21 protein-coding genes and 3 tRNA genes are annotated in these 26,671 nt (G+C 55.9%); 5 read left to right on the plus strand and 19 right to left on the minus strand.

The features are described 5' to 3' along the window. Positions 1-9: 9 nt before the first annotated feature. The gene (bsmA, locus tag BY447_RS08220; RefSeq protein ID WP_013359173.1) at positions 10-336 is read left to right on the plus strand and encodes a biofilm peroxide resistance protein BsmA; all 327 of its coding nucleotides are present in this window, start codon (positions 10-12) and stop codon (positions 334-336) included. Here bsmA and BY447_RS08225 read toward each other — a convergent pair. The 15 genes from BY447_RS08225 to nnr all read right to left on the minus strand — a co-directional run bounded on the left by BY447_RS08225 (position 310) and on the right by nnr (position 18,624). Beyond that, positions 310-1,938, minus strand: coding sequence for an isovaleryl-CoA dehydrogenase (locus BY447_RS08225; RefSeq protein WP_095706615.1), 1,629 nt, complete (start codon positions 1,936-1,938; stop codon positions 310-312). The two genes, bsmA and BY447_RS08225, sit on opposite strands and share 27 nt — an antisense overlap. A 220-nt stretch (positions 1,939-2,158) precedes the next feature. Beyond that, entirely contained in the window at positions 2,159-2,893 is a 735-nt protein-coding gene (gene rlmB / locus BY447_RS08230) for a 23S rRNA (guanosine(2251)-2'-O)-methyltransferase RlmB (protein ID WP_033734044.1), read from the minus strand. An 81-nt stretch (positions 2,894-2,974) separates the two neighbouring features. Then, positions 2,975-5,470, minus strand: a complete 2,496-nt coding sequence (gene rnr / locus BY447_RS08235) for a ribonuclease R (RefSeq protein ID WP_013359176.1) — start codon at positions 5,468-5,470, stop codon at positions 2,975-2,977. 16 nt (positions 5,471-5,486) lie between these two features. Further along, a complete protein-coding gene (nsrR, locus tag BY447_RS08240; RefSeq protein WP_013359177.1) occupies positions 5,487-5,930 on the minus strand; it encodes a nitric oxide-sensing transcriptional repressor NsrR in 444 nt (147 codons plus the stop codon). A gap of 218 nt (positions 5,931-6,148) precedes the next feature. Then, positions 6,149-7,447 carry an adenylosuccinate synthase gene (locus BY447_RS08245; RefSeq protein ID WP_013359178.1) on the minus strand — a complete coding sequence of 433 codons (1,299 nt, stop codon included), beginning with the start codon at positions 7,445-7,447 and terminating at the stop codon, positions 6,149-6,151. Between the two features lie 166 nt (positions 7,448-7,613). Beyond that, a complete protein-coding gene (locus BY447_RS08250) occupies positions 7,614-7,814 on the minus strand; it encodes a DUF2065 domain-containing protein (protein WP_110330937.1) in 201 nt (66 codons plus the stop codon). A 57-nt stretch (positions 7,815-7,871) separates the two neighbouring features. Continuing rightward, positions 7,872-8,876 carry a protease modulator HflC gene (gene hflC / locus BY447_RS08255; RefSeq protein ID WP_013359179.1) on the minus strand — a complete coding sequence of 335 codons (1,005 nt, stop codon included), beginning with the start codon at positions 8,874-8,876 and terminating at the stop codon, positions 7,872-7,874. 3 nt (positions 8,877-8,879) lie between these two features. Next, complete coding sequence (gene hflK, locus BY447_RS08260; RefSeq protein WP_013359180.1) at positions 8,880-10,118, minus strand: FtsH protease activity modulator HflK; 1,239 nt, start codon at positions 10,116-10,118, stop codon at positions 8,880-8,882. A gap of 227 nt (positions 10,119-10,345) precedes the next feature. Beyond that, positions 10,346-11,626: a ribosome rescue GTPase HflX gene (gene hflX, locus BY447_RS08265; protein ID WP_110330938.1), complete on the minus strand. Its 1,281-nt coding sequence runs from the start codon at positions 11,624-11,626 to the stop codon at positions 10,346-10,348. Between the two features lie 72 nt (positions 11,627-11,698). Beyond that, positions 11,699-12,010: an RNA chaperone Hfq gene (hfq, locus tag BY447_RS08270; protein WP_009087468.1), complete on the minus strand. Its 312-nt coding sequence runs from the start codon at positions 12,008-12,010 to the stop codon at positions 11,699-11,701. 104 nt (positions 12,011-12,114) lie between these two features. Beyond that, a complete protein-coding gene (miaA, locus tag BY447_RS08275; RefSeq protein WP_013359182.1) occupies positions 12,115-13,065 on the minus strand; it encodes a tRNA (adenosine(37)-N6)-dimethylallyltransferase MiaA in 951 nt (316 codons plus the stop codon). Further along, a complete protein-coding gene (gene mutL, locus BY447_RS08280) occupies positions 13,058-14,917 on the minus strand; it encodes a DNA mismatch repair endonuclease MutL (protein ID WP_110330939.1) in 1,860 nt (619 codons plus the stop codon). Before mutL ends, miaA begins: the two co-directional genes overlap by 8 nt. A 46-nt stretch (positions 14,918-14,963) precedes the next feature. After that, entirely contained in the window at positions 14,964-16,634 is a 1,671-nt protein-coding gene (gene amiB / locus BY447_RS08285) for an N-acetylmuramoyl-L-alanine amidase AmiB (RefSeq protein ID WP_110330940.1), read from the minus strand. Next, on the minus strand, positions 16,631-17,107 hold the full coding sequence (gene tsaE / locus BY447_RS08290; RefSeq protein WP_033784115.1) for a tRNA (adenosine(37)-N6)-threonylcarbamoyltransferase complex ATPase subunit type 1 TsaE: 477 nt from the start codon (positions 17,105-17,107) through the stop codon (positions 16,631-16,633). Before tsaE ends, amiB begins: the two co-directional genes overlap by 4 nt. Continuing rightward, positions 17,104-18,624 carry a bifunctional ADP-dependent NAD(P)H-hydrate dehydratase/NAD(P)H-hydrate epimerase gene (nnr, locus tag BY447_RS08295; protein WP_072008987.1) on the minus strand — a complete coding sequence of 507 codons (1,521 nt, stop codon included), beginning with the start codon at positions 18,622-18,624 and terminating at the stop codon, positions 17,104-17,106. Before nnr ends, tsaE begins: the two co-directional genes overlap by 4 nt. Between nnr and queG the strand changes: the two genes are divergently transcribed. After that, positions 18,623-19,762, plus strand: coding sequence for a tRNA epoxyqueuosine(34) reductase QueG (gene queG / locus BY447_RS08300; protein ID WP_110330941.1), 1,140 nt, complete (start codon positions 18,623-18,625; stop codon positions 19,760-19,762). The genes nnr and queG overlap by 2 nt on opposite strands. Before the next feature lie 350 nt (positions 19,763-20,112). Here queG and BY447_RS08305 read toward each other — a convergent pair. From BY447_RS08305 to orn, 4 genes are all read right to left on the minus strand, one after another. Then, positions 20,113-20,188 (minus strand) — tRNA-Gly (locus tag BY447_RS08305). Between the two features lie 25 nt (positions 20,189-20,213). Further along, positions 20,214-20,289, minus strand: a tRNA-Gly gene (locus BY447_RS08310). A 28-nt stretch (positions 20,290-20,317) separates the two neighbouring features. Beyond that, a tRNA-Gly gene (locus tag BY447_RS08315) sits at positions 20,318-20,393 on the minus strand. 154 nt (positions 20,394-20,547) lie between these two features. After that, positions 20,548-21,096, minus strand: coding sequence for an oligoribonuclease (gene orn, locus BY447_RS08320; RefSeq protein ID WP_110330942.1), 549 nt, complete (start codon positions 21,094-21,096; stop codon positions 20,548-20,550). 101 nt (positions 21,097-21,197) lie between these two features. On the opposite strand from orn, the gene rsgA reads away from it, so the two are divergent. The 3 genes from rsgA (at position 21,198) to mscM (ending at position 26,662) form a co-directional block, all read left to right on the plus strand. Further along, entirely contained in the window at positions 21,198-22,247 is a 1,050-nt protein-coding gene (gene rsgA, locus BY447_RS08325; protein WP_033784116.1) for a small ribosomal subunit biogenesis GTPase RsgA, read from the plus strand. A 171-nt stretch (positions 22,248-22,418) separates the two neighbouring features. Continuing rightward, positions 22,419-23,318, plus strand: coding sequence for an archaetidylserine decarboxylase (gene asd / locus BY447_RS08330; RefSeq protein WP_013359189.1), 900 nt, complete (start codon positions 22,419-22,421; stop codon positions 23,316-23,318). 14 nt (positions 23,319-23,332) lie between these two features. Beyond that, on the plus strand, positions 23,333-26,662 hold the full coding sequence (gene mscM, locus BY447_RS08335) for a miniconductance mechanosensitive channel MscM (protein ID WP_033784677.1): 3,330 nt from the start codon (positions 23,333-23,335) through the stop codon (positions 26,660-26,662). Positions 26,663-26,671 lie beyond the last annotated feature (9 nt).

Here is a 26,671-nt window from a genome sequence, read left to right on the forward strand (position 1 = left end):
GGTTTTGCTATGCGTTCCGCTTACTTACTGATAATAAGTCTGTTGCTGGCAGGCTGTTCTGCGCTTGAAACCACGCCCAAAGCCCCGCCTGCGCCAACCCAACAGGCGCAGGAGATTTCACGGGCACAGAGTGGCGGTTTGCCGAAGCTGGGTAACATTACCGTTAACGTGCATGGCTCACCGGATGATGCCCAGCGGGCCATCGCCGCTCAGGCTAATCAGGCTGGCGCGGCTTACTATCAGATTGTGATGCTGAGCGAAACGGTGATGCCCGGTTTATGGTACGCCAGCGCGATTCTGTACGGTGCCTCACCGGCCACAGGCACGGGCCAGTAACCGGTCAGTCACTGCAGCCTCAGACGGGTGCGAACCGCGCTGGTCGAGCCACTGCTGGCACCACGCATCAGCCAGGGGTGGCTCACTGTATTTCAGTAGCTGAGCGCCTGTCGCCAGCTGCAGCAGCGTGTGGGTGACGTCGCGCGCCTGCTCTTCGGGAACGTTCTTGAGCCTCAATCGCAGCTGACGCCAGCGCGTATCGAAATGCCGATTACTCCCTTTTACCGCCTCAAACTCCTGACTCAGCATCTCGGTCACCTCTGCATGGCGGCTGAGTACGCGCAGCACGTCAAGACACATTACATTGCCCGATCCTTCCCAGATGCTGTTGACCGGCATGTCACGATAGAGGCGCGGCAGCTCACTCGCTTCGCAGTAGCCGATGCCCCCCAGCACTTCCATCGATTCCGCCACAAACGGCGCACCCGCTTTGCAAATCACATATTTTGCCGCTGGCGTGAATAAGCGGGCAAAGGCGACCTCATGCGGTTTGGCCGGTTGTGACCAGGCACGAGCCAGACGCATCAGCAGGGCAGTTTGCCCCTCAAGCTGCAGCGCCTGCTGTGCCAGAACCTGCCGCATTAGCGGCTGATCCACCAGATTTTTCCCCATGACCTGACGCTGATGAGCATGCCAGAGCGCCACCGAGAAGGCGCGCCGCATCTGACCATGACTGCCGAGCGCGCAGTCAAAGCGCGTCATACCGGCCATTTTCAGGATCAGCCGTACGCCTTCGCCCTCCTCCCCCAGCAGCCAGCCGGTCGCGTCGCGAAACTCCACTTCGCAACTGGCATTTGAGCGATTGCCCAGCTTATCTTTGAGCTGCTCAAGCTGGATGGCGTTACGTGACCCGTCGGGCAACAGGCGCGGCAGGAAAAAGCAGCTTAGTCCCTCGGGCGTCTGGGCCAGGACCAGATGCGCATCACTCTGCGGCGCTGAGAAAAACCACTTGTGGCCGGTCAGCCGCCAGGCTTCACCCGGGCCTCGTGCGCCCAGCGGCTCGGCACGGGTGGTGCTGGTAAGCAGATCGCTGCCGCCCTGCTTTTCTGTCATGCCCATCCCGATCAGCAATCCGCGTTTCTGGTCGCCGGGTTGTGCGTGCGTGTCGTAGCGATCGCTGAGCAGCGGATCGAGCCAGCTTTCAAACGCGGCGGGCAGATAAGCCTGCAGCAGCGGAATGGCGGCGTGCGTCATGGTCACCGGGCAGAGCGTACCCGCATCTACCTGTGCGTGCAGAATAAAGCGTGCAGCGCGCGCTACACTGGCCTGTTCACGCACCGTCGGTTGCCAGCTGAGATTGTGCAGACGACTGGCGCAGACGCCCTGCATCAGCAGGTGCCAGGCAGGATGAAAGCGAACCTCATCCAGGCGCACGCCACGGGCATCGTAGCGCAGCAGTTCAGGCGGTTCAGCGTTGGCGAGCCGCCCCAGCTCCAGCGACTCGGCGCTGCCCAGCTGGCGGCCGACTGACGCCAGCCATTCCCCATCCCATCCGGCGCCTTCGCGTGACAGTGCCTCGCCAAGCGGCGTGTCGGACAGGAACAGGTTACTGTTGCTCAGAGGATGGGGCTGATTAAAAACGGTGTGTGTTGTCCAGGTCATAACCACTCCTCGCGGATGTCACTCACTAAGTATACCCGTCGTCTTTCAAGCTGCATTTTTGTTGGCTGCGTTCACTCACCCGAATCACTTACTCATGTAAGCTCATCGGGATTCGTTCTCTTGCCGCCTCAATGCAACCCGAAATCCTTTGGGTATATACGAATGACGCGCAGTTATGCCTGGTACAGAAACTAATTTGTGGCGAGGATCACATCGGGGATCAGGCGTTGCGCTGACGCACCGCTTCAAACAGGCAGACACCGGTTGCGACCGAGACGTTGAGTGAAGAAACACTGCCCGCCATCGGAATGCTGATCAGCTCATCACAATGCTCGCGGGTCAGACGACGCATGCCTTCGCCTTCCGCACCCATCACCAGTGCCATCGGACCGGTCATTTTGCTCTGGAAGACGGTATGATCCGCTTCCCCTGCGGTGCCGACCACCCAGATGTTGTACTCCTGCAGCAGGCGAAGTGTACGCGCAAGGTTAGTAACGCGAATCAGCGGCACATTCTCTGCCGCACCGCTGGCCACTTTTTTGGCCGTGGCATTCAGGGGAGCAGAGCGATCTTTCGGCACAATAATCGCATGAACACCCGCCGCATCGGCGCTGCGCAGGCAGGCACCCAGGTTGTGCGGATCGGTAACCCCATCCAGCACCAGCAGGAAAGGCTTCTCCAGGCTCTGCAGCAGATCCGGCAGGTCGCCTTCCTGATACTGACGACCCGGTTTTACCCGCGCCACGATGCCCTGATGCACACCACCTTCAACCTGGCTGTCAAGCCACTTACGCTCGGCCAGCTGAATCACGATCCCCTGAGCTTCCAGCGCGGCGACCACGGGTTGCAGGCGACGATCGTCGCGGCCTTTGAGGATAAAGACTTCCTGGAAACGTTGTGGATCACGTTCCAGCAGCGCCTGCACGGCATGGATACCAAAAATAATTTCGCTCATCGATCTGCTCAGTGGTTGGAAATGAATAAATGACCGCCCTTTCTGCGGAGAGAAAGGGCGGGTACGCGCATCCTGTTACGCTCAGCCTTCAGGCTCAGCTTTTTTTCTGGCGCGCTTCGCCCGGGTGGCGGCGGCGATTTTACGGGTTTTTTCCGAGACGTTTTTACTTTTTTTCTCGGTATTGGCCGCGGCAGGTTTGCCCTTGTCACCCCGGAATGCAGCATCCGGCTCGAAATTGGACTTTTTGTTCACGTTACGACGACGCTTCGCTGGCGCGTTGTCTTCACGCTTCGCCCGATCACGCGCGGTTTTACCTTCACCACGCACCTGACGCTGGCTGGAGATAAGAGCAAAGTCGATTTTGCGCTCGTCCATATGGACCGCCTCAACACGCACTTCAACGGTGTCACCCAGACGATAAGTGCGGCCGCCCGATTCACCGATCAGACGCTGACCTACCGGATCAAAGCGGTAGTAATCGTTGTCGAGGGTTGAAACGTGCACCAGACCATCGATGAACAGATCGCTCAGGCGGACAAAGAAGCCAAATCCGGTCACGCTGGAGATGACGCCGTTGAAGACGTTGCCGACCTGATCCTGCATGAAGTCGCACTTGAGCCAGTCCGCGACGTCGCGGGTTGCTTCATCGGCGCGACGTTCGGTCAGGGAACAGTGCAGACCCAGCTGCAGCATCTCCGGCATCTCGTAGTGATAGCCGCCGGTTGCTGTCGTCATATCTTTGGCGACATTGCGCTCCTTCGGCATCAGGTATTTGATGGCGCGTTGTACCAGGCCTTTACCTTCATCCTGCTCTTTTGCCAGCAGATATTTAATGGCGCGGTGCAGCGTCAGATCCGGGTAGCGGCGAATTGGCGAAGTAAAGTGCGCATACGATGAGAGTGCCAGACCAAAGTGACCGCGGTTTTCCGGATCGTATACCGCCTGCTTCATCGAACGTAGCAGCATGGTTTGCAGCATTTCTGCATCAGGACGATCGGCAACCTGCTTCAGCAGCGCCGCATAATCCACAGGCTGCGGTTTGTTGCCGCCTGGCAGAGTCAATCCCAGTTCGTTGAGCACGGTACGGAAGCTCTTGATGCTCTCATCGGTCGGGCGATCGTGATCGCGGAACAGTGCCGGTTCCTGATTTTTCTCAACGAAGCGTGCTGAGGCGATGTTCGCCAGGATCATGCACTCTTCGATCAGCTTGTGGGCGTCATTACGTGACGTGCGCTCAACCCGTTCAATACGGCGCTCGGCGTTGAAGATGAACTTCGCCTCTTCCGTTTCAAACGAGATACCGCCGCGCTCTTCACGTGCAGCGTCCAGTACCTGGTAGAGGTTGTGCAGCTCTTCAAGATCTTTGACCAGCGGTGCATACTGCTGACGCAGCTCTTTGTCGCCCTGCAGGATGTTCCAGACTTTGTTGTAGGTCAGACGCGCATGGGAGTTCATCACCGCTTCGTAATGCTTAAAGCCGGTGAGCTTACCTTTGGTCGAAATGGTCATCTCGCACACCATACAGAGTCGATCGACCTGCGGATTAAGCGAGCATAAACCATTCGACAGCACTTCCGGCAGCATCGGCACAACCTGCGACGGGAAGTAGACTGAGGTGCCGCGCTGATGCGCTTCGTCATCCAGTGGCGTGCCCGGACGGACGTAATAGCTCACATCGGCGATAGCGACCCACAGACGCCATCCGCCACCGCGTTTTTTCTCGCAGTAGACCGCATCATCAAAGTCACGGGCATCTTCACCATCAATGGTGACCAGCGGCAGTTTGCGCAGATCGACGCGGCCTTTTTTGGCCTCTTCCGGGACTTCTTCTTTCAGCTTGCTGACCTGAGCTTCCACTTCTGGCGGCCAGGTGTGCGGAATTTCATGGGTACGCAGCGCCATATCAACGGCCAGGCTGGTGCCCATATCATCGCCCAGAATCTCAGCCACTTTACCGATCGCTTTGGTGCGGCGGTTCGGACGCTGGACCAGCTCAACCACCACCACGGAACCCATGCGGGCATTCATCGTCTCTTCAGGCGGGATGAGGATATCAAAACTCAGGCGGCTGTCGTCCGGTACCACGAAGCCGGCACCGGCATCGGTAAAGTAGCGGCCAACGATCTGATTGTTGCGCGGTTCCTGCACGCGGACCACGCGCGCTTCGCGGCGGCCTTTGCGATCGGCACCCAGCGGCTGCGCCAGGATTACGTCACCATGCATACAGAATTTCATCTGCTCTGCGGAGAGGTAAAGGTCATCTTTCTGACCTTCTGCCCGCAGGAAGCCGTAGCCATCACGGTGGCCAATGACTTTACCGCGCAGGAGATCAAGACGTTCTGGCAGCGCATAGCATTGACGGCGGGTGAACACCAGCTGACCATCACGCTCCATGGCGCGAAGGCGGCGACGCAGCGCCTCAAGGTGCTCTTCTTCGTGCAGATTCATCTCTTCAGCCAGCTCTTCACGGCTGGCTGGTTTTTCACGTTTTTCTAACAGAGCCAGAATAAATTCACGGCTTGGAATAGGGTTTTCGTATTTTTCAGCTTCTCTATCCTGAAAAGGATCTTTTGACATAGCGGTTCCTCCGATGTCATTTAATATTTATTTCCGCCGGCGATTTGGACAGGATGATTTCATAAAGTGGTGTATTTCCTTCGACCAAATCTGCCAGCGTATAGCTATCCAGCTCCTGCAAAAAGCGCTGCACTGCATCGTGCAGTGCCTGCTTCAGACGGCAGGCTGGTGTGATGGAACAGGAGGCGCAGTCCACTAATTGTAGCGGTTCCATCTTGCGTACCACGTCGCCAATAACTATCTGACGAGGCGGCATACCCAGGCGAATGCCCCCATTTTTACCACGTGTTGCGGCAACGTAGCCCGCTCGGCTCAGCTGATTGATGATTTTGACCATATGATTACGGGACAAACCATAAGTATTTGTCACTTCCGTAATATTGGTCTGCTGACCTTCAGGCAACGCTGCCAGATAAATCAGCGCCCGTAAGCCATAATCAGTAAAACTCGTGAGCTGCACAGTAACCTCAGTGAACCTTCAGGCGTGGCATTGCATTATTCGCCCTGTGATTGATGTCAGAATTAAATCGGATCGTCATTCGATTAGCTACGATGATAAACCAGAGTCTGATTTGCCGTGCGTTTTTTTAAGCCAGCACAAGGTTTGACAAGCGAAGGGAGGTAAAGTGGCATCAAAGAGTGGAAAAACAAGGGCCGGACAGCGTCCGGCCTGAATGATTATGCGTCGAATGGATCGCGCAGAATCATCGTTTCACTGCGGTCTGGACCGGTTGAGATAATATCAATCGGCACACCCGTTACCTCTTCTACACGCTTAATGTAGTCGCGTGCAGCCTGAGGCAAACCTTCCAGCGTCTTCACGCCAAACGTAGTCTCGCTCCAGCCTGGCAGGGTTTCGTAGATCGGCTCAATGCCTTCCCAGTTCTCTGCCGCCAGTGGCGTAGTAGTCACTTCACGGCCATCAGGCATACGGTAAGCAACACAGATTTTCACCTCTTTCAGGCCATCCAGCACGTCCAGTTTGGTCATGCAGAAACCTGACAGGGAGTTGATCTGAACCGCGCGGCGAACCGCGACCGCATCCAGCCAGCCGGTACGACGACGACGTCCGGTGGTCGCACCAAACTCATTGCCCTGCGCACAGAGGAATTCGCCGGTTTCATCGAACAGCTCAGTCGGGAATGGACCTGCGCCCACGCGGGTTGAGTACGCTTTCACAATACCCAGCACGTAGTCGACATAGCGCGGACCAATGCCTGAGCCGGTTGCCACGCCACCTGCGGTCGTGTTGGACGACGTCACGTACGGATAAGTTCCGTGATCGATATCCAGCAGCGTACCCTGCGCGCCTTCAAACATAATCAGATCGCCACGCTTACGCGCGCTGTCCAGCAGTTCTGAAACGTCAACCACCATGCCAGTGAGGATGTCAGCGACTTCCATCACATCGCTCAGCACTTTGTCGAAGTCCACTGCCGGCTCTTTGTAGTACTCAACCAGCTGGAAGTTGTAGAAATCGACCACTTCTTTCAGCTTGGCAGCAAAGGTTTCTTTGTTGAACAGGTCGCTGACGCGCAGTGCACGACGGGCGACTTTGTCTTCATAAGCAGGACCGATGCCACGACCGGTAGTACCAATCGCTTTGGCACCACGGGCACGTTCACGCGCCATATCCATCGCAACGTGATATTGCAGAATCAGCGGACAGGCTTCAGAAATCAGCAGACGTTCACGTACCGGGATCCCGCGCGCTTCCAGGCCTTTCATCTCTTTCATTAAGGCTTCAGGAGAAAGCACTACGCCGTTACCGATAATGCTGGTGACGTTATCGCGCAGAATGCCAGAGGGGATCAGGTGGAGGACGGTTTTTTCACCGTTGATGACAAGCGTGTGGCCCGCATTGTGGCCGCCTTGATAACGCACAACGTAATTCGCGCGCTCAGTCAGAAGGTCTACAATCTTACCTTTACCTTCGTCACCCCATTGGGTGCCCAGTACGACGACGTTCTTACCCATTTCTCAAAATCACCGATTGCTTAAAAAAGGATTCTACCATCTGATCCCATGGTTTTCAGCACTTTTAGCATACGATTGCGCGCTTTTTTGCCTGAGTTTTGATCACTACAACATGTTGGGGATAATGGCGCGAAGAGGCACAATTTAGCCGGTCTTAACCCTGGTATCAGAGGTTGCCATGCAGGCTGAGCATGCAGTAAATCACCATGCCCGCGACCACCAGTCCGCCGCCAAAGCGATGCAGCAGATGGTCGGGTAAGCGGGTCATCGTCAGGATCATGCGTCGCCAGGCGCGTGGCATAAACATCGGTCCCAACCCTTCCAGCACTAATACCAGCGCCAGTGCCATCCAGATGCTTGTTTTCATCTTGCTACCCAAAAAAAAAGGCCGACAACATTGTCGGCCCACAGGTTATATCAGTTCTTAACGTGTCGCGTTAGAGGGCGCCTTCATATATCGGAAGAAGTCGCTATCCGGGCTTAACACCATCACATCCTGATTTTCATTAAAGCTGTTTTCATAGGCACGCAGGCTACGAATAAAGGCGTAGAAGTCAGGATCTTTGCTGAACGAATCCGCAAACAACCGCGCCGTTTCTGCATCACCGTCACCGCGAGTGATCAGGGCTTCACGCTGGGCTTCAGCCAGCGTACGCGTCACCTGATAATCGGCCTGAGCACGCAGTTTTTCTGCCTCTTCCTGACCCTGTGAACGCTGACTACGCGCTACGGCTTCACGCTCAGCACGCATACGGTTGAAGATTGCATCGGACACTTCGGTCGGCAGGTTGATCTGCTTGATGCGCACATCTACAACCTGAATACCCAGTGCAGCCATGCTGTTCGGATTCGGCGCTGGCTCGCTGCTGTTGGTTTCACGCTCTACACGGGCTGCTGCGCTGGCAATCGCATCATCAGCCGCAGGCGTGGCGATTTCATCATCGCTGCCCGCAGAACCGGTATTCAGCGCGTCACGCACATCGGTGGTCAGGCGACCACGGGAATCTGTGACGATATCCTTCACATCCAGACGACCCATTTCAGAACGCAAACGGTCACTGAACTTACGTTTCAGCAGCACTTCCGCCTGAGAAACATCACCGCCACCGGTTGCCAGGTAGTAGCGACTGAAATCGCTGATACGCCATTTGATGTAGGAATCCACGATCAGATCTTTCTTCTCTTTGGTGACGAAGCGATCGGCCTGGTTATCCATAGTCTGAATGCGTGCATCCAGCGTTTTAACCGTTTCCAGGAAAGGGATCTTAAAATGCAGACCCGGCTCAAACACCTGGGGTTTATTTTCGCCGTCGCGCAGGACTTTACCGAAGCGCAGAACAATGCCCCGCTGCCCTTCCTGCACCACAAACAGCGACGCATAGAGCGCCACCAGCACGACAATGATTAAAAATACTATTGGCTTACGCATCGATTACTCTCTCCCTTCGCGCTGGCTGTCGCTGCGCTGAGCATTCGCCCGACGCTGATCCATAATATTGTCCGGACTGTATGACGACGTGTCATTGCGGCTGGCGTTGCGATCGGAGGTGGCTGGCAGCGAAGAACTGTTACCGCCTTTCTGACCATTCTGACCCGATGTCGCCTGACCGCCACGCATCAGCTGATCCAGCGGCAGCATCATCAGGTTGTTACCCCGATCGTTAACCAGTACTTTGCGGGTATGGCTCAGCACACGTTCCATGGTCTCGATATAGAGACGCTCTTTGGTGATTTCAGGCGCGGCTTTATACTCCGGCAGAATCTTGGCGAAACGCGCCACTTCACCCTGTGCTTCCAGAACGGTACGCTCTTTGTAAGCGCGCGCTTCTTCCAGAATACGTTGCGCCTGGCCATTAGCACGAGGCTGAACTTCGTTGGCGTAAGCTTCTGCTTCACGAACATACTGTTCGCGGTTTTCACGTGCGGCAATCGCATCATCAAACGCAGACTTCACCTCTTCCGGCGGACGGGCAGCCTGGAAGTTGACGTCCAGCACCGCGATCCCCATGTTGTAAGGGCGAATTGTTTCATCGATTTCACGCTGGGTGTCGCTACGCACCACGGTACGGCCTTCGGTCAGAATGCGGTCCATGGTAGAACGACCAATCACGCCGCGCAGCGCACTGTCAGTGGCCTGACGCAGGCTGTCATCCGCGCTGGTCACGGCATAAAGATAACGTTCCGGATCGGTCACGCGATACTGCACGTTCATTTCCACGCGCACGACGTTTTCATCTGAGGTCAGCATCACGCCAGAAGCCGCCAGTTCACGCACTGCTTCAACGTTAACCGCGCGTACCTGATCAACAAATGTCGGTTTCCAGTTCAGACCGGGCTCAACCAGGTGACTGAACTTACCGAAGCGCGTTACCACGCCACGTTCCGCTTCTTTGATGGTGTAGAAACCGCTTGCAGCCCAGATGACTACAGCAGCAACAGCCACGATGCCAACGATTTTGCCACCGCTGCCGGAGCCGCGCTGACCGTTGTCGCTCTGTTTGCCACCGCCCAGTCCACCAAGCTTTTTGCTCAGCTTCCGGAAGATATCATCCAGATCAGGAGGTCCGGATTCCCGTCCTCCCTTATTTCCCCCAGAGTTGCCGCCTTGATTATTGCTGCTTCCCCACGGGTCGCGGTCCTGTCCGTTATTTCCGGGCTGATTCCACGCCATGTCTCTACTCCATTTATTGTAATTACGGTTTTTACCCTTCATCTTTCGGATTGCAGCGGTACTGGCTGCCTTCGCTCACCCCATTCACTTACCTTCGTAAGCGCCCGGGGATTCACTCAGTTGCCGCCTTGCTGAAATCCGAAATACCCGGGTAAATCCTGCGTATTCAGGCCTGCAACGAAAGTGCGACAATCTTCAATTTTTAAGGTAAATGCGTTTGGGCAATATCAAACAATGTAACTGGTCAGCGACGGTTCCTGTTTACATAAACGCATCCACTCAATGATGGGCATACGTATCTGCAATCCTACACTGCCGTCTTCTTCATTCCACTCTTTCTCAATCGCCTGCAACTGATAGAAACGGCTGCGAAGTCGCCCCGCCTCCGGTGGCAGACGTAACGCGTGCTGGGCAATTTCCCCTGACAGGCGCTCGGACAAAGCCTGCCACAGCAACGGAATGCCTTCACCGGTCTGGGCGGAAAGCCAGACGCGGATGGGCAGGTTCTCTTCGTTGCGATCGATACGCGGTTCGAATCCGTCGAGCATATCGATTTTATTCATGACCAGTAAGGTCGGAATTTCGTCCGCTTCAATCTCTTCCAGTACGGCATCAACGGCGGCGATATTTTCCGTAACGCGAAGATCGGCACCATCAATCACGTGCAGTAACAGCGTCGCCTGACGTGTCTCCTGCAGCGTGGCTTTAAATGCGGCAACCAGATCGTGAGGAAGATGGCGAATAAAGCCGACCGTGTCCGCCAGAACCACGTCTCCGACATCGGCAACATTCAGACGACGCAGTGTGGGGTCAAGTGTCGCAAACAGCTGGTCTGCGGCAAAGACGTTGGCAGAGGTCATAGCGTTAAAGAGGGTCGACTTGCCGGCGTTGGTGTAACCCACCAGCGAAACAGTTGGCACATCCGCTTTAGCACGAGACTGTCGTCCCTGCTCACGCTGTTTTTCAACCCGCTCAAGACGAGACAGGATCTGACTGATACGTCCGCGCAGAAGACGGCGGTCGGTTTCTAACTGTGTTTCACCCGGGCCACGCAAGCCGATCCCGCCTTTCTGACGTTCAAGGTGCGTCCAGCCACGTACCAGACGTGTCGCAAGGTGACGTAGCTGCGCCAGCTCAACCTGCAATTTACCTTCGTGGGTACGCGCGCGTTGGGCAAAAATATCCAGAATAAGACCAGTGCGATCAATGACACGGCATTCGCACAGGCGCTCGAGGTTTCTTTCCTGAGCGGGCGTAAGGGCATGATCGAATAATACGACCGATGCTCCAGTTGTTTTTACCGCATCGGCAATTTCAACGGCTTTTCCTTCACCGACAAAATACTTGGGGTGTGGCGCTTTACGGCTGCCAGTAACCACTTGCAGCGCCTCAACGCCAGCAGAAGAGACCAGAGTTTCAAACTCCTGTAAATCTTCTACTTCTTTGTCTTGGGAGAACCAGATGTGTACCAGTACGGCCTGCTCACCGGCATCATAACGGTCAAACAAGCTATAACCTCGCTAAATAAAAGACCAGGACGGAAAACCTCTGTTCTCCGTTCCTGGCTGTACGGCGACGCGTTATTCTGCGTTATCACCGTCTTGTTGTGGCTGTGGCTGCGCAGATGTGTTGCTGCCACCATGATGGTAATTGTTGCTGCCGCCACCGGTATTATTGCTATGGTGAGAAACCGGGCGCGAAGGAACGACGGTAGAAATGGCGTGCTTATAAACCATCTGGCTTACCGTGTTTTTCAACAAAATGACGAACTGATCAAATGACTCAATCTGACCCTGCAGCTTAATACCGTTAACCAGATAAATCGAAACCGGAACACGTTCACGACGCAATGCGTTCAAAAACGGGTCTTGTAATGATTGCCCCTTAGCCATTCTATCTTTTCCTTATATGCTTGTTGTTTGTTGCTAGTAGAACCTATGGTTCTGAAAAAAACTGCGTAAAAATTTGCGCACGATAACCCATCAATTGTACACAATCACCCATGCTTCGCACTAAGAACCTGTAACACTGTATCACGCGCCAGCCGGGGCTCGTCACTGTCAAGCCAGTGAACATTTTCCCAACCGCGTAACCAGGTCATCTGTCGCTTAGCAAGCTGCCGGGTTGCGCAAATTCCCCGATAAACCATCTCGCTGTAATCGATTTCGCCCGACAAATAAGACCACATCTGACGATAACCAACACAACGAATGGAAGGCATGTCCGTATGCAAATCACCTCGTGCAAACAGGGCCCGAGACTCCGCTTCAAATCCTGACGCCAACATCTGCTCAAAACGCAACGCGATGCGCTGGTGCAGCAATTCGCGGCTCGCGGGGGCGATGGCAAACTGTTGCACGTCGTAGGGTAACGCTTCACCGGATGTTTTTGTCAGTTCCGTTAAAGTTTTACCCGAAATAAAAAAAACTTCCAGTGCTCGCGAAAGTCTCTGCGGATCATTCGGATGAATACGACTGCCGGCAACCGGGTCGATTTCACACAGCTGGCGGTGTAAAGCTTCCCAGCCTTTTTCACGCGCCGTTTGCTCTATCCGCTGACGAACATCGGGATCGGCCGAGGGCAACGGCGACAATCCTTCAAGTAACGCCTTGAAGTAGAGCATGGTTCCACCAACAAGCAACGGTATTCGTCCGGCTTCAACGATATCCGCCATTTCTGCTAAAGCATCCCGCCGGAACTCCGCTGCCGAATAAGCTTCTGCGGGGTCGCGGATGTCGAGCAGACGATGGGGTGCCACTGCTAACTCCTCAGCCGACGGTTTCGCCGTGCCAATATCCATCTGACGATAGATTAAGGCAGAATCTACGCTGATTAGTTCCACTGGTAACTGCTTACGCAATTCAATTGCTAAAGCCGTTTTGCCAGACGCCGTGGGTCCCATCAAAAAAATAGCCTTTGGCCGGCCAGCCTGGTTTAGTTCACTCATGCTTCAACGCGTTGACCGCGCTCTCAATCTCTATGGGCTGTAATAAGCCTGAAGGCGGCGATTTCAGCAGCTGAGGGCAAAGCCGTTCAAGCTCTGCCAGCAGGTTGATCGCCTGTGAGTGATTCCAGTCAGAGGACTCTGTTTCCTGACGCCGCGCCAGCCACTGGGCCAGTTGCGTCGCAGAATTCTCCTGCTGCCGGGCGAGATAGCCTAACAGCTCAGGAATCAAGATTTGTAAATTTTGTGTTCGTAACGGTAAAGGCACCGCGCGCAACGTCACGTGGTCTCCTTCGGGCTGAAGTTCAATGCCCATCTGATTGAGCAGGCTGCTATTTTCTTTTGCCGCCTGTCGTTCTTCCTGGGCGACTTTCAGGCGCACCGGGATCAGCAATGGCTGCGGTTTAAGTCCCTCTTCGCCTGGTTCAAGCTGCGTCTGTTTCAGCCAGCGCGCCGCCACCGGCAACGCCATCAGCATTAATGTCTGATCCTGCTCCAGCAGTGCAAAATGATTGTGCAACACGGTCAGTACACGGCCAAAACTTTGAGCATGCGCGGCCAGTGGCGAAGGTCTTTCGGCCTGACGCGCTATCGGCTCGCGGGCTTTTGTCGGTGATGACGTGCTGACAGGGGTTTTCAGTAACTGCTGATAAACCGCCCCTTCACGCTGACGATACACATTCTCTTTGTTCTGCCAGGCCTGTGCAGGCTGTGTTTCACGCCCGGATGCTGCTGATTTCTTCTCGCTGGCAGACGCCGCAGGCTGCGCAAAATGATTACCGCCTGCTGCCTGACGGTTTTCCGGCTGCCAGCGCGGTGCGGGCTCTTCTGCCTGAAGCGCAGGTAAGTTCGGTGCCGCCATCGCCTGTAATGCGCTGACCACACCCTGATAGATAAAATCATGCACCAGGCGTGACTGATGAAACCGTACTTCATGCTTGGCCGGATGGACGTTGACATCAACCTGATGCGGGTCAATCTCCAGATAGAGCACATAAGCGGGCTGCTGGTCATCCTGAAGCTGGGTCTGGAATGCCTGGCGGATAGCGTGGTTAATCAGCTTATCGCGCATCATCCGGCCATTCACATAGCAATACTGCAGATCGGTGACCTGACGCGAACCGGCAGGGTCGGCAACCCAGCCGCGCAGCGAGAGGTCGTCATGCTGCCAGTCGATGCGCAGCGCATGCTGCATAAACGTGGTGCCGCAGATAGAAGCCAGTCGCCGTTCGCGCTGGCTCTCCTCGCTGACGGCCCGATACTGACGCATCATTTTACCGTTGTGGCTCAGCGACAGTGCCACGTCGAAACGAGCCAGGGCAATACGGCGAATGACCTCGTCGATATGACCGAACTCCGTTTTTTCGGTGCGCATAAATTTGCGGCGTGCCGGCGTATTATAAAACAGGTCCAGTACTTCCAGCGTGGTACCGCAGGGATGTGCCGCCGGTTTAACCGTTACCGCCATATCACGCCCTTCTGCATAGGCCTGCCAGGCTTCAGTTTGATCGGCGGTGCGTGAGGTGAGTGTCAGGCGGGAGACAGAACTGATACTGGCCAGCGCTTCACCGCGAAAACCCAGGCTCATGATCGCTTCCAGGTCATCCAGTGAGGCTATTTTACTGGTTGCGTGTCGGGCAAGTGCCATCGACAGCTCGCTTTTCACGATGCCGCAGCCGTTGTCACGAATGCGGATGAGCTTTGCGCCGCCCTTTTCAATATCAACGTCAATGCGCGTCGCGCCGGCATCCAGGCTATTCTCCACCAGCTCTTTAACCACGGAGGCAGGACGCTCAACCACTTCACCCGCCGCAATCTGGTTAGCCAGCTGGGGTGGTAAAATTTGAATCGGCATGATTTTCCTTTTAGCTGGCAGCCCGGCGCAGTGGCCGGGCAAACAATCAGGATGCAGGAATTTTAAGGTTCTGCCCCAACATGACGTTGGTCGACTTCAGATTATTAGTCTGCATTATCGCTTTCGGACTGACGCCGTAGTGTGCGGCAATGCCGGTTAATGAATCACCCACCACAACTTTGTGGCGCACAACGCCGCGTGGCGTAGCGGGCGCGGTGCGACTGGCGACTGCACTGGCCGGCACTTTCAGCCGCTGTCCGACCCACACCACATCCCGCTTCAGGGTATTCATCTCACGCAGGGTGTCCATGCTGACGCCATACTTCGCGGCAATCCCGGAAAGTGTCTCACCGCGCGTTACCGTATGGCGCTGCGTTGCGCCGGTATATTGCGTCACTCCGGTCGCCGGGTTGCTGGCGACGCTAACCGCTGGCGATGAGCCCAGCGGCCGGTTTTCCTCCTTTGGGATGGATTGTAGCGGGTGCGCCAGGAAATAAGTGCGCAGACCTTTGTAGATCGACTGCGCAATCTTATCCTGGTGTGCGCTACTGCCTAGCAGTCGCTCCTCCGAGGAATTACTGATGAAGCCGGTTTCCACCAGCAAAGAAGGAATATCGGGCGAACGCAGCACGCCCAGGCTGGCATGCTCAGGCAGACGTTTGTGCAGCGAGGTGACGCTGCGCATCTGCTGCAAGACTTTCTGCGCGATGTCATAACCGACACGCTGCGAGTGGCCGAACTGCAAATCCAGTACTGCCTGACTGAGGTAGGGATCGGCCTGACTGTTAGCCAGCAGGTCACCCGCGCCGCCCAGCAGCTCAGACTGTTTCTCTTTCTGTTCCAGCCAGTTTGCCATCTCGTTGTTGGCGCGACGGTTGGACAGGACCCAGACCGAGGCGCCGGTCGCCACATGGCTTGGCGCGGCGTCAGCGTGAATAGAGACCAGCACATTGGCATTAGCTTTACGCGCCACGTCGGAACGTCCCATGACCGAGATAAAATAGTCACCATCGCGCGTCAGGACGCCTTTGAACATCGGATCGTTATTGAGCAACACCCGCAGTTTGCGCGCAATGGCGATAGTGACGTTTTTCTCTTTCAGTCCGCGCTGCCCGATAGCGCCGGGATCCTGACCGCCATGTCCGGCATCGATTGCCACAATCACAGTGTCATTCTGGCTGACGGCAGTGCCGGGACGTACGGAACTCGCGGTGCTGGTCACGGACGTCACCGGATTCGAATTGAACGGGTTAGCCGCTGCGGCACTCTGCGCAGGTACGCGCGTCGGTGCTGTGACGGGCGCAGGCAGACTTCGCGTGACAGCGGGCGGCTTGCCGGTAATTGTGAAGACCACGCTGTAGCTGTTGCCATTGCGTTGGGTGACTGCCCGGGTTTTACCCGCCTGCGTCAGTTCAAACACCAGCCGCACGCTCTGTTTGTCTTTTGGGGTGCTGGTACGAATTCGCTTTACGATGTTTTCGCCACTGAAATTCAGCGGCAGCCCCTGAACTACGCCGCTCTGGCGCACATCCAGCACCACACGATTCGGGTTGTGCAGAGAGAAGAAGGCATAGACCGGCTGTCCGGCAAAGTTCAGCGTAACGGTAGCCTGACTATCGCCATTGGCCACTTTGATATCAGACAGCGTGGCGGCAAACAGGGGCGTACAGACCAGCAGCATCAATGATGCCAGTGCTATTTTCATCCGTGACATCATGCCTGATCCCTGCCCTGACCAACGTGTTCAAGCCATTGCTGGCCGGACGCGGATTGTGCCGTCAGTTCCGCTTCACGCGCCTCACCTACATAACGCAGCGTTAAGGTGAGATCGGGCTGCGGCAGAAAACCGGCACCCTGCTGCGGCCATTCCACCAGACAGATGGCTTCACCGCTGAAGTAGTCGCGGATGCCCATAAACTCAAGCTCTTCGGGATCCGCAAGGCGATAGAGGTCGAAGTGGTAGAGCGTACGGTCATCAAGCGAGTAAGGTTCAACGAGGGTGTAAGTAGGACTTTTGACATTGCCCTGATGGCCCAGCGCCTGCAGAAAGCCGCGGCTGAAGGTGGTTTTACCCGCCCCCAGATCGCCATAGAGATAAATCACTGCCGCGCTGCCACAGGCGCGCGCCAGCTGAGCGCCCAAACTGAGCGTAGCCGCCTCATCGGGCAAAGAGATAACACAGGTCTTCATGCTTCTTTATTCATCTCAGGATTAACAAACTGCCACAGCAGATCCAGTAAATCAGTGGCCAGCATACCGCGAGTACCGCGTTCTGCCGCAACCGCATCGGCCGCTGCACCATGTGCAACGCAACCCGCGCAGGCCGCATCGAACAGCGTCAGTTTCTGACCCACCAGCGAGGCAATAATTCCACTCAGAAGATCGCCCATACCGCCGGAAGCCATACCGGCATTGCCCACATCCGCAACGGCCATTTCGCCCTGCTCGCTGGCAATCAGCGTGCCGGCACCTTTCAGTACCACTACGCCACCATAACGTTGCGCCAATGTCTGCGCTGCATGTAAGCGGTCACTCTCAATTTCACTGGTCTCGATATTCAGCAAACGCGCCGCTTCGCCAGGATGCGGCGTAATAATGCGATTCTGACGTTTCTCAGCACTGATTGCCAGCAGGTTAAGTGCATCCGCGTCCCAAAGCATCGGCTTTTCACTGCCTGCTACCCGCTTCAGTGCCTGCTTTCCCCATTCACGCTGACCCAGACCGGGTCCAATCGCAATGACATCAGCCCACTCCAGCGCCTCCGTCAGGCGTTCATCCGTCAGTTCATCGACCATAATTTCAGGCCGTGCGGTCAGAATCGGAATAATATTATCTTTGTGAGTAAGTACTCGCACCAATCCACTACCGCTGCGTAACGCGGCTTCTGCCGTCATGCGTACTGCGCCAGCGGTACCTGCATCGCCTCCCACGACCAGCAGACGCCCATGACTGCCCTTGTGCGAGGTTGGTCTGCGTGGCTTAAGCCAGCGGGTTAATGTGCTGGCATCATAACGGGCGATAGGTGCCTCTTCTCCGGCCAGAAAAGCAGCCAGACCAAGATCGGCATACCAGAGCTTTCCGATGTAGTCTCGCGCCTTGCCAGTGATCTGGCCCGGTTTCAGGGCGATCATACTCAGCGTGTGACTGGCATTAATCACCTCGCCGGGCGCGGTGCCGTTGCGCGCGGATAAGCCGGAGGGCATATCAATGGCAACTGTCGGTGCTGCATGGGCGTTTGCCCGCTGGATCAGCATGGCATAGGGCTCTTCGGGCGCGCGATTGCTGCCGGTTCCCAGCAGGGCATCGACAATCACATCAATCTGCTCTGGCCAGGCCGCATCGGCCGCATGGATTTCACCGCCCGCGTCCAGCCATGCGTCCCGCGCGCGCTGCGCCTCTTCCGGCAGCGCTTTTTCACTTTCGCACGCCAGCACCGTAATGGTTTTCCCCGCCGCCTGGCCCAGTCGCGCCAGCACATAGCCATCACCGCCGTTATTGCCGTGACCGCACAGGATTAACCAGTGGCTGGCTTCGGGCCAGTGTGCTGTCAGATGCTCGTAAGCGGCCTGCCCGGCACGCTGCATCAGCTCATACAGAGTAATCCCGAGCACATCGGCTCCCTCTTGCTCAAGCTGCGCCACAGCCTGCGCAGGCCAGACAGAATATGGTAAACTGCGGCTGTTTTTCTTCGAATCCTGGTTACTCATGTCATACCCTCTCGATCTTCATGAACTCGCACAACAGATTAAACAGTGGGGATTGGATCTCGGCTTTCAGCAGGTCGGCATCACCGATACCGATCTCAGTGCAGAAGAGCCGCGCCTGCAGGAATGGCTGGATAAGCAGTATCATGGTGAGATGGCATGGATGGCGCGACACGGCATGATGCGGGCGCGTGCTCATGAGTTGCTGCCCGGCACGCTGCGCGTCATCAGCGTTCGTATGAACTACCTTCCGGCCAAAGCTGCCTTTGCCAGCACGCTGAAAAATCCCCGACTGGGCTATGTCAGCCGTTATGCACTCGGCCGTGATTACCACAAAGTATTGCGCAATCGACTGAAAAAGCTCGGAGAAATGATCCAGCAGCACTGTAGCGAGCTGAATTTCCGGCCGTTTGTGGATTCGGCACCGCTGCTTGAGCGCCCGCTGGCGGCTAAAGCCGGACTCGGCTGGACCGGCAAACATTCGCTGATACTGAATCGGGAAGCCGGCTCGTGGTTTTTCCTCGGCGAGCTACTGATCGACATTCCGCTACCGGTCGACTCCCCGCAGCAGGAGCAGTGTGGCCGCTGCGTTGCCTGCCTGACCATCTGCCCTACCAGCGCTATCGTTGAGCCTTACGTCGTCGATGCCCGGCGCTGTATCTCCTATCTCACCATTGAGCTGGAAGGGGCTATCCCGGAAGAGTTTCGTCCGCTGATGGGTAACCGGATTTATGGCTGCGATGACTGCCAGCTGATCTGTCCGTGGAATCGCTATGGACAACTCAGTGACGAAAGCGACTTTTCACCGCGTGCGGCGTTACATGCACCGGAGCTGCTCGATCTGTTTCAGTGGGACGAAGCGAAATTTTTACGCATCACGGAAGGCTCAGCGATTCGCCGTATTGGCCATTTGCGCTGGCTGCGCAATATTGCCGTGGCGCTGGGTAATGCACCCTGGTCGCCCCACATTATTCATGTGCTGGAACAACGACTGGGTGAGAGTGAACTGCTGGATGAACATATTCAGTGGGCAGTGAGGCAACAGCAGCAGAAACGCGAGCAGCTGGTAGTTGAAGTGCAGCCCGCCCAGCAGAAACGGCTGGTTCGTGCAGTTGAGAAGGGTTTACCGCGTGATGCATGATTGAACAGCGAGCCGCTGGATATCTTTTTCCACATGCTGTGAATAAAAATAAAAAGCTGTTGTCATTCAACTGCAACAACGCTGATTTCACTGTGAAACAACAAATTGAAATATCTTCATAAACATAAATATCAACAACTTATGAAAAAGTTGTGTTTATTTAATAATGAGACTACCGCTGCGGTTAAATCACAAAGCTGTGGATAACTCTGTTCAGAACGCATTTGCAGATCGCCCTGACAGGCACGAAAGATGGGAGGTGGTGCTGTGGATAACCTTCTGGAGACAACTAAAATCACGCGACCAAAAACAGTCGTATAACGAACTGAAACAGGGGGTGATGTAAAATCTGGAGCGGGAAACGAGACTCGAACTCGCGACCCCGACCTTGGCAAGGTCGTGCTCTACCAACTGAGCTATTCCCGCATAGAAGGGTACTGCTTTATAAAACTGGAGCGGGAAACGAGACTCGAACTCGCGACCCCGACCTTGGCAAGGTCGTGCTCTACCAACTGAGCTATTCCCGCAAAGAGGTTACTGCTTACATTTTAAATCTGGAGCGGGAAACGAGACTCGAACTCGCGACCCCGACCTTGGCAAGGTCGTGCTCTACCAACTGAGCTATTCCCGCGCCTTGTACCGACACTAAATTCTTCACCGGTACGGGGTGCGCATTATACGAGAAATCGTTGCTGCTGCAAGCGTCTGAAAGCAAAATTTTTCGCTTTCCGCGCGTTTGCTGATTAAATCAGCAACCTGGTGATTTCATGCGCACCCGTCGTCGATTAAAGCTGCAAAAAGTGTTCGCGGTAGTAAGCCAGCTCCGCCACCGACTCGCGGATATCATCCAGCGCCTGGTGCGTACCGCCTTTTTTGAAGCCGGGCAGGATTTCCGGTTTCCAGCGACGAGCCAGCTCTTTCAGGGTACTGACATCCAGATAACGATAGTGGAAATACGCTTCCAGCTCAGGCATATACTTAAACAGGAAGCGGCGATCCTGCCCGATACTGTTGCCACAGATAGGCGACGTGTTAGCCGGCACCCACTGTTTCAGGAATTCAATAGTCGTCAGTTCGGCTGCGCGATCGTCAATCTGGCTTTCCTTCACCCGCGCAACCAGACCGCTGTTGGTGTGGGTGCGGACATTCCACTCATCCATCAGCGCCAGCTGCGCATCGGACTGATGGACGGCCATGACCGGCCCTTCCGCCAGAATGTTCAGGTTGGCGTCAGTCACCAGGGTCGCAATTTCAATAATGCGATCGTGCGTCGGATCAAGTCCGGTCATCTCAAGATCAATCCAGATCAGATTCTGTTCATTTCCAGTAGCCATGCTGTTTCCTGCGGTTGCTGTAGTCGTCATTCACGATGAATAAGGTGTATCATAGACGTTTTGCCCAGCCGGGCGAAATCTGGCTAACGCTGTGAGGGTGAGTGAGTAAAAATAAACTGTCGAAGGGCCAACAACGTCGCGTAAGCGCTAACCACGATCGCCGTCTCAACCAGCGCAGAGAGCGTCCGGAAGCGGATGACAACCTGTTTGGTGAAGCTGCAGATGGGGTCGTTGTGAGCCGTTTTGGCATGCATGCTGATGTTGAGGATAGCGCAGGCGTCGCCCACCGCTGCAATATCCGCCGTACTATCCGTTCGCTGGTTACGGGCGACCGTGTGCTGTGGCGTCCGGCCACCAGCGGCGGCAAAGGCATTGTTGAAGCGGTGCATGAACGCACCAGCGTATTAACCCGCCCCGATTTTTACGACGGCGTAAAGCCGATGGCGGCGAATATCGATCAGATCATCATCGTCTCTGCGATCCTGCCGGAACTGTCGCTGAACATCATCGATCGCTATCTGGTTGCCAGTGAAACGCTGGACATCGAGCCGTTACTGGTCCTGAATAAAACCGATCTGCTGGATGACGAGGCGCGCGGCTTTGTTGATCAGCAGATGGATATTTATCGCGATATTGGCTATCGCGTGGTGATGGTCTCCAGCCGGGCGAAAAACGGCCTGGACGATCTGGAAGCGGCCTTAACCGACCGTGTGAGTATCTTTGCCGGTCAGTCTGGTGTCGGTAAGTCGAGCCTGCTGAATGCCCTGCTCGGCTTCGACAAAGATGAGCAGGTCGCGATTCTGACCAATGAAGTATCAGATGGCTCAGGCCTGGGCCAGCATACCACCACCGCATCCCGCCTGTATCACTTCCCGCATGGCGGCGATGTAATCGATTCTCCCGGCGTGCGTGAGTTTGGTTTGTGGCATCTGGAGCCGGAACAGGTTACGCGTGGCTTTGTCGAATTCCGCCCTTTCCTGGGCTATTGCAAATTCCGTGACTGCAAACATGGCAGCGATCCCGGCTGTGCGATTCGTGAAGCGGTCGAACAGGGAAAAATCAACCGGTCCCGTTTCGATAACTACCACCGTATTCTGGAGAGCATGGCGCAGGTAAAAACGCGTAAAAACTTCCCTGATGGTGAAAGTTAATCGGTGTAACCGCGTCTGAGCGGATGAGCTGCTGCATTTTGCGAGGTGGATTCCGATCAGGCGTCCGGAGCGTGCAGCGTGCCGGAAATCAGGTATAGTCGCCATCTGAACGGGGCACTGCTACAATCCGCCCCCTTTTTTACCATGTCCTGAAATAGCCAGGAGGCTAAGGTGTTTGATCGTTTAAAACTCGGCTTGAATCATATTCTCCCGAAGAAATGGCTGACTGAACTTGCCGGTTGGGGCGCCAGTCGCCGCGGTGGTTGGTTGACCAAACTGGTCATTGACATCTTTGTCTGGTTTTACAAAGTCGACATGGCGGAGGCGCGTAAGCCCGATACCGCCAGCTATCGCACGTTTAATGACTTTTTCGTTCGTCCGCTGAAAGACGATGCGCGTCCGGTGGATGCAGACGCCAGCCTGATCGCCCTGCCCGCAGATGGTGCTATCAGCCAGCTCGGCCATATTCATGGCGATCAGATTTTCCAGGCTAAAGGTCATCACTACACCATCGATGCTCTGCTGGCGGGTGATGAGCGGATGGCCGCTCAATTTGTGGAGGGTGAGTTCGTCACCACCTATCTGGCTCCGCGCGATTATCACCGCGTCCACATGCCGTGCAACGGTATCCTGCGTGAGATGATTTATGTGCCTGGCGATCTCTATTCAGTTAACCCGCTGACCGCGCGTAATATTCCCAACCTGTTTGCCCGTAACGAGCGCGTCATCTGCTATTTCGAAACGGATATCGGACCGATGGTGCAGATTCTGGTGGGTGCAACGATTGTCGGCAGCATTGAAACTGTCTGGGCGGGCACCATCACGCCACCGCGTGAAGGTGTGATCAAACGCTGGCACTATCCGGCAGCGGATGATGAAGGCGCGGTAGTACTGCTGAAAGGACAGGAAATGGGCCGCTTTAAACTTGGCTCTACCGTCATCAACCTGTTCGCACCTGGCCGCGTCAAACTGGCTGAAAGTCTGGAAGCAGAAAGCAAAACCCGTCTGGGCCAACCGCTGGCGATCGCGCTGCCTGTGGCGACAGACATTTCCGACGTCATCGTCGACTAAATTGAGTGTCCTCTGTGCGTTCGATTCTCCTCCTGCTGCTGAGCCTGTGGCTCAGCAGCCCGGCCTTCGCGGCCAGCCTTCCTGACGCCAGCCAGCTCAAACAGCAGCTGGAAGAGATAAAATCGGCCAAAAGTTCTCCATCCCAGGCGGAACAGATCCAGACGATTGAAGCTGCCTTGAACTTCCTCTCTGAACGCGATGACTCGCTGGAGCGCGCGGCGCAATATCAGCAGGTGATTGATGACTTTCCGCGTCTGGCGCGCGAACTGCGTCAGCAGATCGCCGCGCTGAGCGACAGCGGAAAAACCGTACGCAGCAACATGAGCAGCGCCGAGCTGGATCAGGAGATTCTGCAGGTCAGCAGCCAGCTGCTGGAAGAGGGGCGTCAGGCACGCCAGGAGCAGGATCGGGCGAGGGAAATCAGCGATTCGTTGTCGCAACTGCCGCAGCAGCAGACCGAAGCGCGCCGGGCGATGACGGAGAGTGAACGGCGGCTGCAGGGCGTCAGTACCAGTTCACCGCAGGGCCAGCTGCAACTGGCGGCGCGTCAGGCGGAAAGCGCCGCTAATAAAGCGCTGGTCGATGAACTTGAGCTGGCCCAGCTCTCCGCCAATAACCGTCAGGAACTGGCGCGGATGCGGGCTGAAGTTCACCAGCGTAAAGCGACACAGCTCGATAACTACCTGCAGGCACTGCGCAATCAGCTTAATGACCAGCGGCAACGAGAAGCGGAAGTCGCCTTGGCCCGCACTGAACAGCTGGCGGAAAACAGTGGCGATCTGCCACCAGCAATCAGCGATCAGTTTCGGGTTAACCGCGAACTCTCGGTTGCGCTGAATCAGCAGGCGCAGCGTATGGATCTGGTGGCATCGCAGCAGCGGCTGGCCACCAATCAGATTATTCAGGTCCGTCAGGCGCTCTCTACGTTGAGAGAACAGTCGCAGTGGCTGGGCGCCTCTAATCTGCTGGGCGAAGCGCTTCGGGCGCAGGTCGCACGTCTGCCAGAGATGCCTAAGTCCCAGCAGATTGATAATGAGATGGCACAGCTTCGCGTACAGCGTCTCTATTATGAAGATCTGCTGGAGCGTCAGGAGACGCTGCGCAAAGGACGGCAGGCCGATGGTCAGCCCTTCAGCGCAGAACAGAAGCGCATTCTTGATGCGCAGCTACGCACCCAGCGTGAACTGCTCAATTCCCTGATCTCCGGCTGTGACACCCTGATTCTGGAGATCACCAAGCTCAAGGTCGGCAACACTCAGCTGCAGGATGCGCTGACGGAAGTCAAAGACGCGACGCACCGCTATCTGTTCTGGACCGCTGACGTCAGTCCGATCGGTCTGAGTTATCCGCTGGATCTGGCTAAAGACCTTTCCCGCCTGCTGTCGCTGGATACGCTGGGTCAGCTCGGCAAAGCGATGGCGATGATGTTTACCAGCCGCAACTCGGTGCTGCCGATTATTGGTGCGCTGCTGCTGGTCGGTTTCAGCATCAGCTCGCGACGCCACTTCAATGCCTTTCTTGAACGTTCTGCCAGTAAAGTCGGCAAGGTCACCCAGGATCGTTTCCGTCTGACCATCCGTACCGTGTTCTGGTCGATTCTGGTGGCGCTGCCGCTGCCGGTGTTGTGGGGTGCACTGGGTTATGGCCTGCAGAACGCCTGGCCCTACCCTATCGCCGTGGCGATTGGCGATGGCATTACCGCCACGCTGCCGCTGCTGTGGGCATTTATGATCAGCGCCGCCTTTGCCCGTCCGAATGGCCTGTTCATTGTGCATTTCCGCTGGCCGCAGAACCGGGTGGCGCGCGCCATGCGCTACTACTCGCTGAGCATCGGGCTGATTGTGCCGCTGATTATGCTGCTAATCGCCTTTGGCAATCTGGAAGATCGGCAGTTCTCCTCGTCGCTGGGTCGCCTCTGTTTCATCCTGATCTGCGGAGCAATCAGCATTGTTACCGTCAGCCTGAAGCGGTCCGGTATTCCGCTCTATCTCGATAAAGAGGGAAATGGCGAGAACATAGTGAACCGGATGCTGTGGAACCTGATGATCGCCATGCCGCTGATGGCTGCCCTCGCCTCCGCTGTAGGGTATCTGGCAACCGCGCAGGCGCTGCTGGCGCGACTGGAAACCTCCGTCGCCATCTGGTTTCTGCTGCTGGTTATCTATCACATTATCCGACGCTGGATGCTGATTCAGCGTCGCCGTCTTGGATTTGACCGCGCCCGTCAGCGCCGTGCCGATATGCTGGCTAACCGGGCGCGCAGTGAAGAAGAAAAAGAGCAAAGCGCGCTGAATACCGACGCGATTGAAATCGAAGAACCGGTGATTGATCTGGATGCGATCAGTGCGCAGTCGCTGCGGCTGGTGCGTTCTATCCTGACGCTGATTGCCCTGGTCTCGGTGATCGTGCTGTGGTCAGAAATTCACTCGGCCTTCGGCTTCCTGGAGAATATTCAGCTGTGGGATGTCAGTACATCTGTACAGGGCGTGGAGTCGATTCAGCCAATTACCCTGGGGTCGGTGCTGATTGCTATTCTGGTGTTTATCATCACCACTCAGCTGGTGCGCAATATGCCCGCGCTGCTTGAGCTGGCACTGTTGCAGCATCTTAATCTGACGCCGGGTACCGGTTACGCCATTACTACACTGACCAAATATCTGCTGCTGCTGATTGGCGGGCTGATTGGTTTCTCGATGATTGGTATTGAATGGTCGAAACTGCAGTGGCTGGTTGCTGCGCTGGGTGTGGGACTGGGGTTTGGCTTGCAGGAGATTTTTGCCAACTTTATCTCTGGCCTGATTATCCTGTTCGAAAAGCCGATTCGTATCGGCGATACCGTGACGATCCGCGACCTGACCGGCAGTATTACCCGGATCAACACGCGTGCGACCACGATCACCGACTGGGACCGCAAAGAGATCATCGTGCCAAACAAGGCCTTTATCACCGAGCAGTTTATTAACTGGTCGCTGTCCGATTCCGTAACGCGGGTGGTACTCACTATCCCTGCCCCGGCCAAAGTCAGCAGTGAGCAGGTAACCACCATTCTGGTGCAGGCGGCCGAGCGCTGCAGTTATGTGCTTGATACGCCACCGCCGGAAGCGTTCCTCGTCGATCTGCAGCAGGGGATTCAGTTGTTTGAGATCAGGGTACATGCTGCAGAGATGGGGCACCGTATGCCGCTGCGTCATGAACTGCACCAGCTGATTCTGCTCGGATTTGAGCAACACGGTATCGAGATGCCGTTCCCACCGTTCCAGATGCGCATGGAAACGCTGGGTAAGAAGCTGCCTGCCAGCAACGGTGCGCCCGCGGCCCGCGCCTACAAATCTGGCGGCCTGTAATGCAAAACG

The sequence above is a fragment of the Pantoea sp. JKS000250 genome, assembly GCF_003201065.1.
In the GTDB taxonomy this organism is placed as follows: domain Bacteria; phylum Pseudomonadota; class Gammaproteobacteria; order Enterobacterales; family Enterobacteriaceae; genus Pantoea; species Pantoea vagans.

Coding starts and splice junctions, on each gene's coding strand:
- bsmA (WP_013359173.1), top strand. CDS start 10: ATGCGTTCCGCTTACTTACTGATAATAAGTCTGTTGCTGGCAGGCTGT.
- BY447_RS08225 (WP_095706615.1), bottom strand. CDS start 1,938: ATGACCTGGACAACACACACCGTTTTTAATCAGCCCCATCCTCTGAGC.
- rlmB (WP_033734044.1), bottom strand. CDS start 2,893: ATGAGCGAAATTATTTTTGGTATCCATGCCGTGCAGGCGCTGCTGGAA.
- rnr (WP_013359176.1), bottom strand. CDS start 5,470: ATGTCAAAAGATCCTTTTCAGGATAGAGAAGCTGAAAAATACGAAAAC.
- BY447_RS08245 (WP_013359178.1), bottom strand. CDS start 7,447: ATGGGTAAGAACGTCGTCGTACTGGGCACCCAATGGGGTGACGAAGGT.
- BY447_RS08250 (WP_110330937.1), bottom strand. CDS start 7,814: ATGAAAACAAGCATCTGGATGGCACTGGCGCTGGTATTAGTGCTGGAA.
- hflC (WP_013359179.1), bottom strand. CDS start 8,876: ATGCGTAAGCCAATAGTATTTTTAATCATTGTCGTGCTGGTGGCGCTC.
- hflK (WP_013359180.1), bottom strand. CDS start 10,118: ATGGCGTGGAATCAGCCCGGAAATAACGGACAGGACCGCGACCCGTGG.
- hfq (WP_009087468.1), bottom strand. CDS start 12,010: ATGGCTAAGGGGCAATCATTACAAGACCCGTTTTTGAACGCATTGCGT.
- miaA (WP_013359182.1), bottom strand. CDS start 13,065: ATGAGTGAACTAAACCAGGCTGGCCGGCCAAAGGCTATTTTTTTGATG.
- mutL (WP_110330939.1), bottom strand. CDS start 14,917: ATGCCGATTCAAATTTTACCACCCCAGCTGGCTAACCAGATTGCGGCG.
- amiB (WP_110330940.1), bottom strand. CDS start 16,634: ATGATGTCACGGATGAAAATAGCACTGGCATCATTGATGCTGCTGGTC.
- tsaE (WP_033784115.1), bottom strand. CDS start 17,107: ATGAAGACCTGTGTTATCTCTTTGCCCGATGAGGCGGCTACGCTCAGT.
- queG (WP_110330941.1), top strand. CDS start 18,623: ATGTCATACCCTCTCGATCTTCATGAACTCGCACAACAGATTAAACAG.
- nnr (WP_072008987.1), bottom strand. CDS start 18,624: ATGAGTAACCAGGATTCGAAGAAAAACAGCCGCAGTTTACCATATTCT.
- orn (WP_110330942.1), bottom strand. CDS start 21,096: ATGGCTACTGGAAATGAACAGAATCTGATCTGGATTGATCTTGAGATG.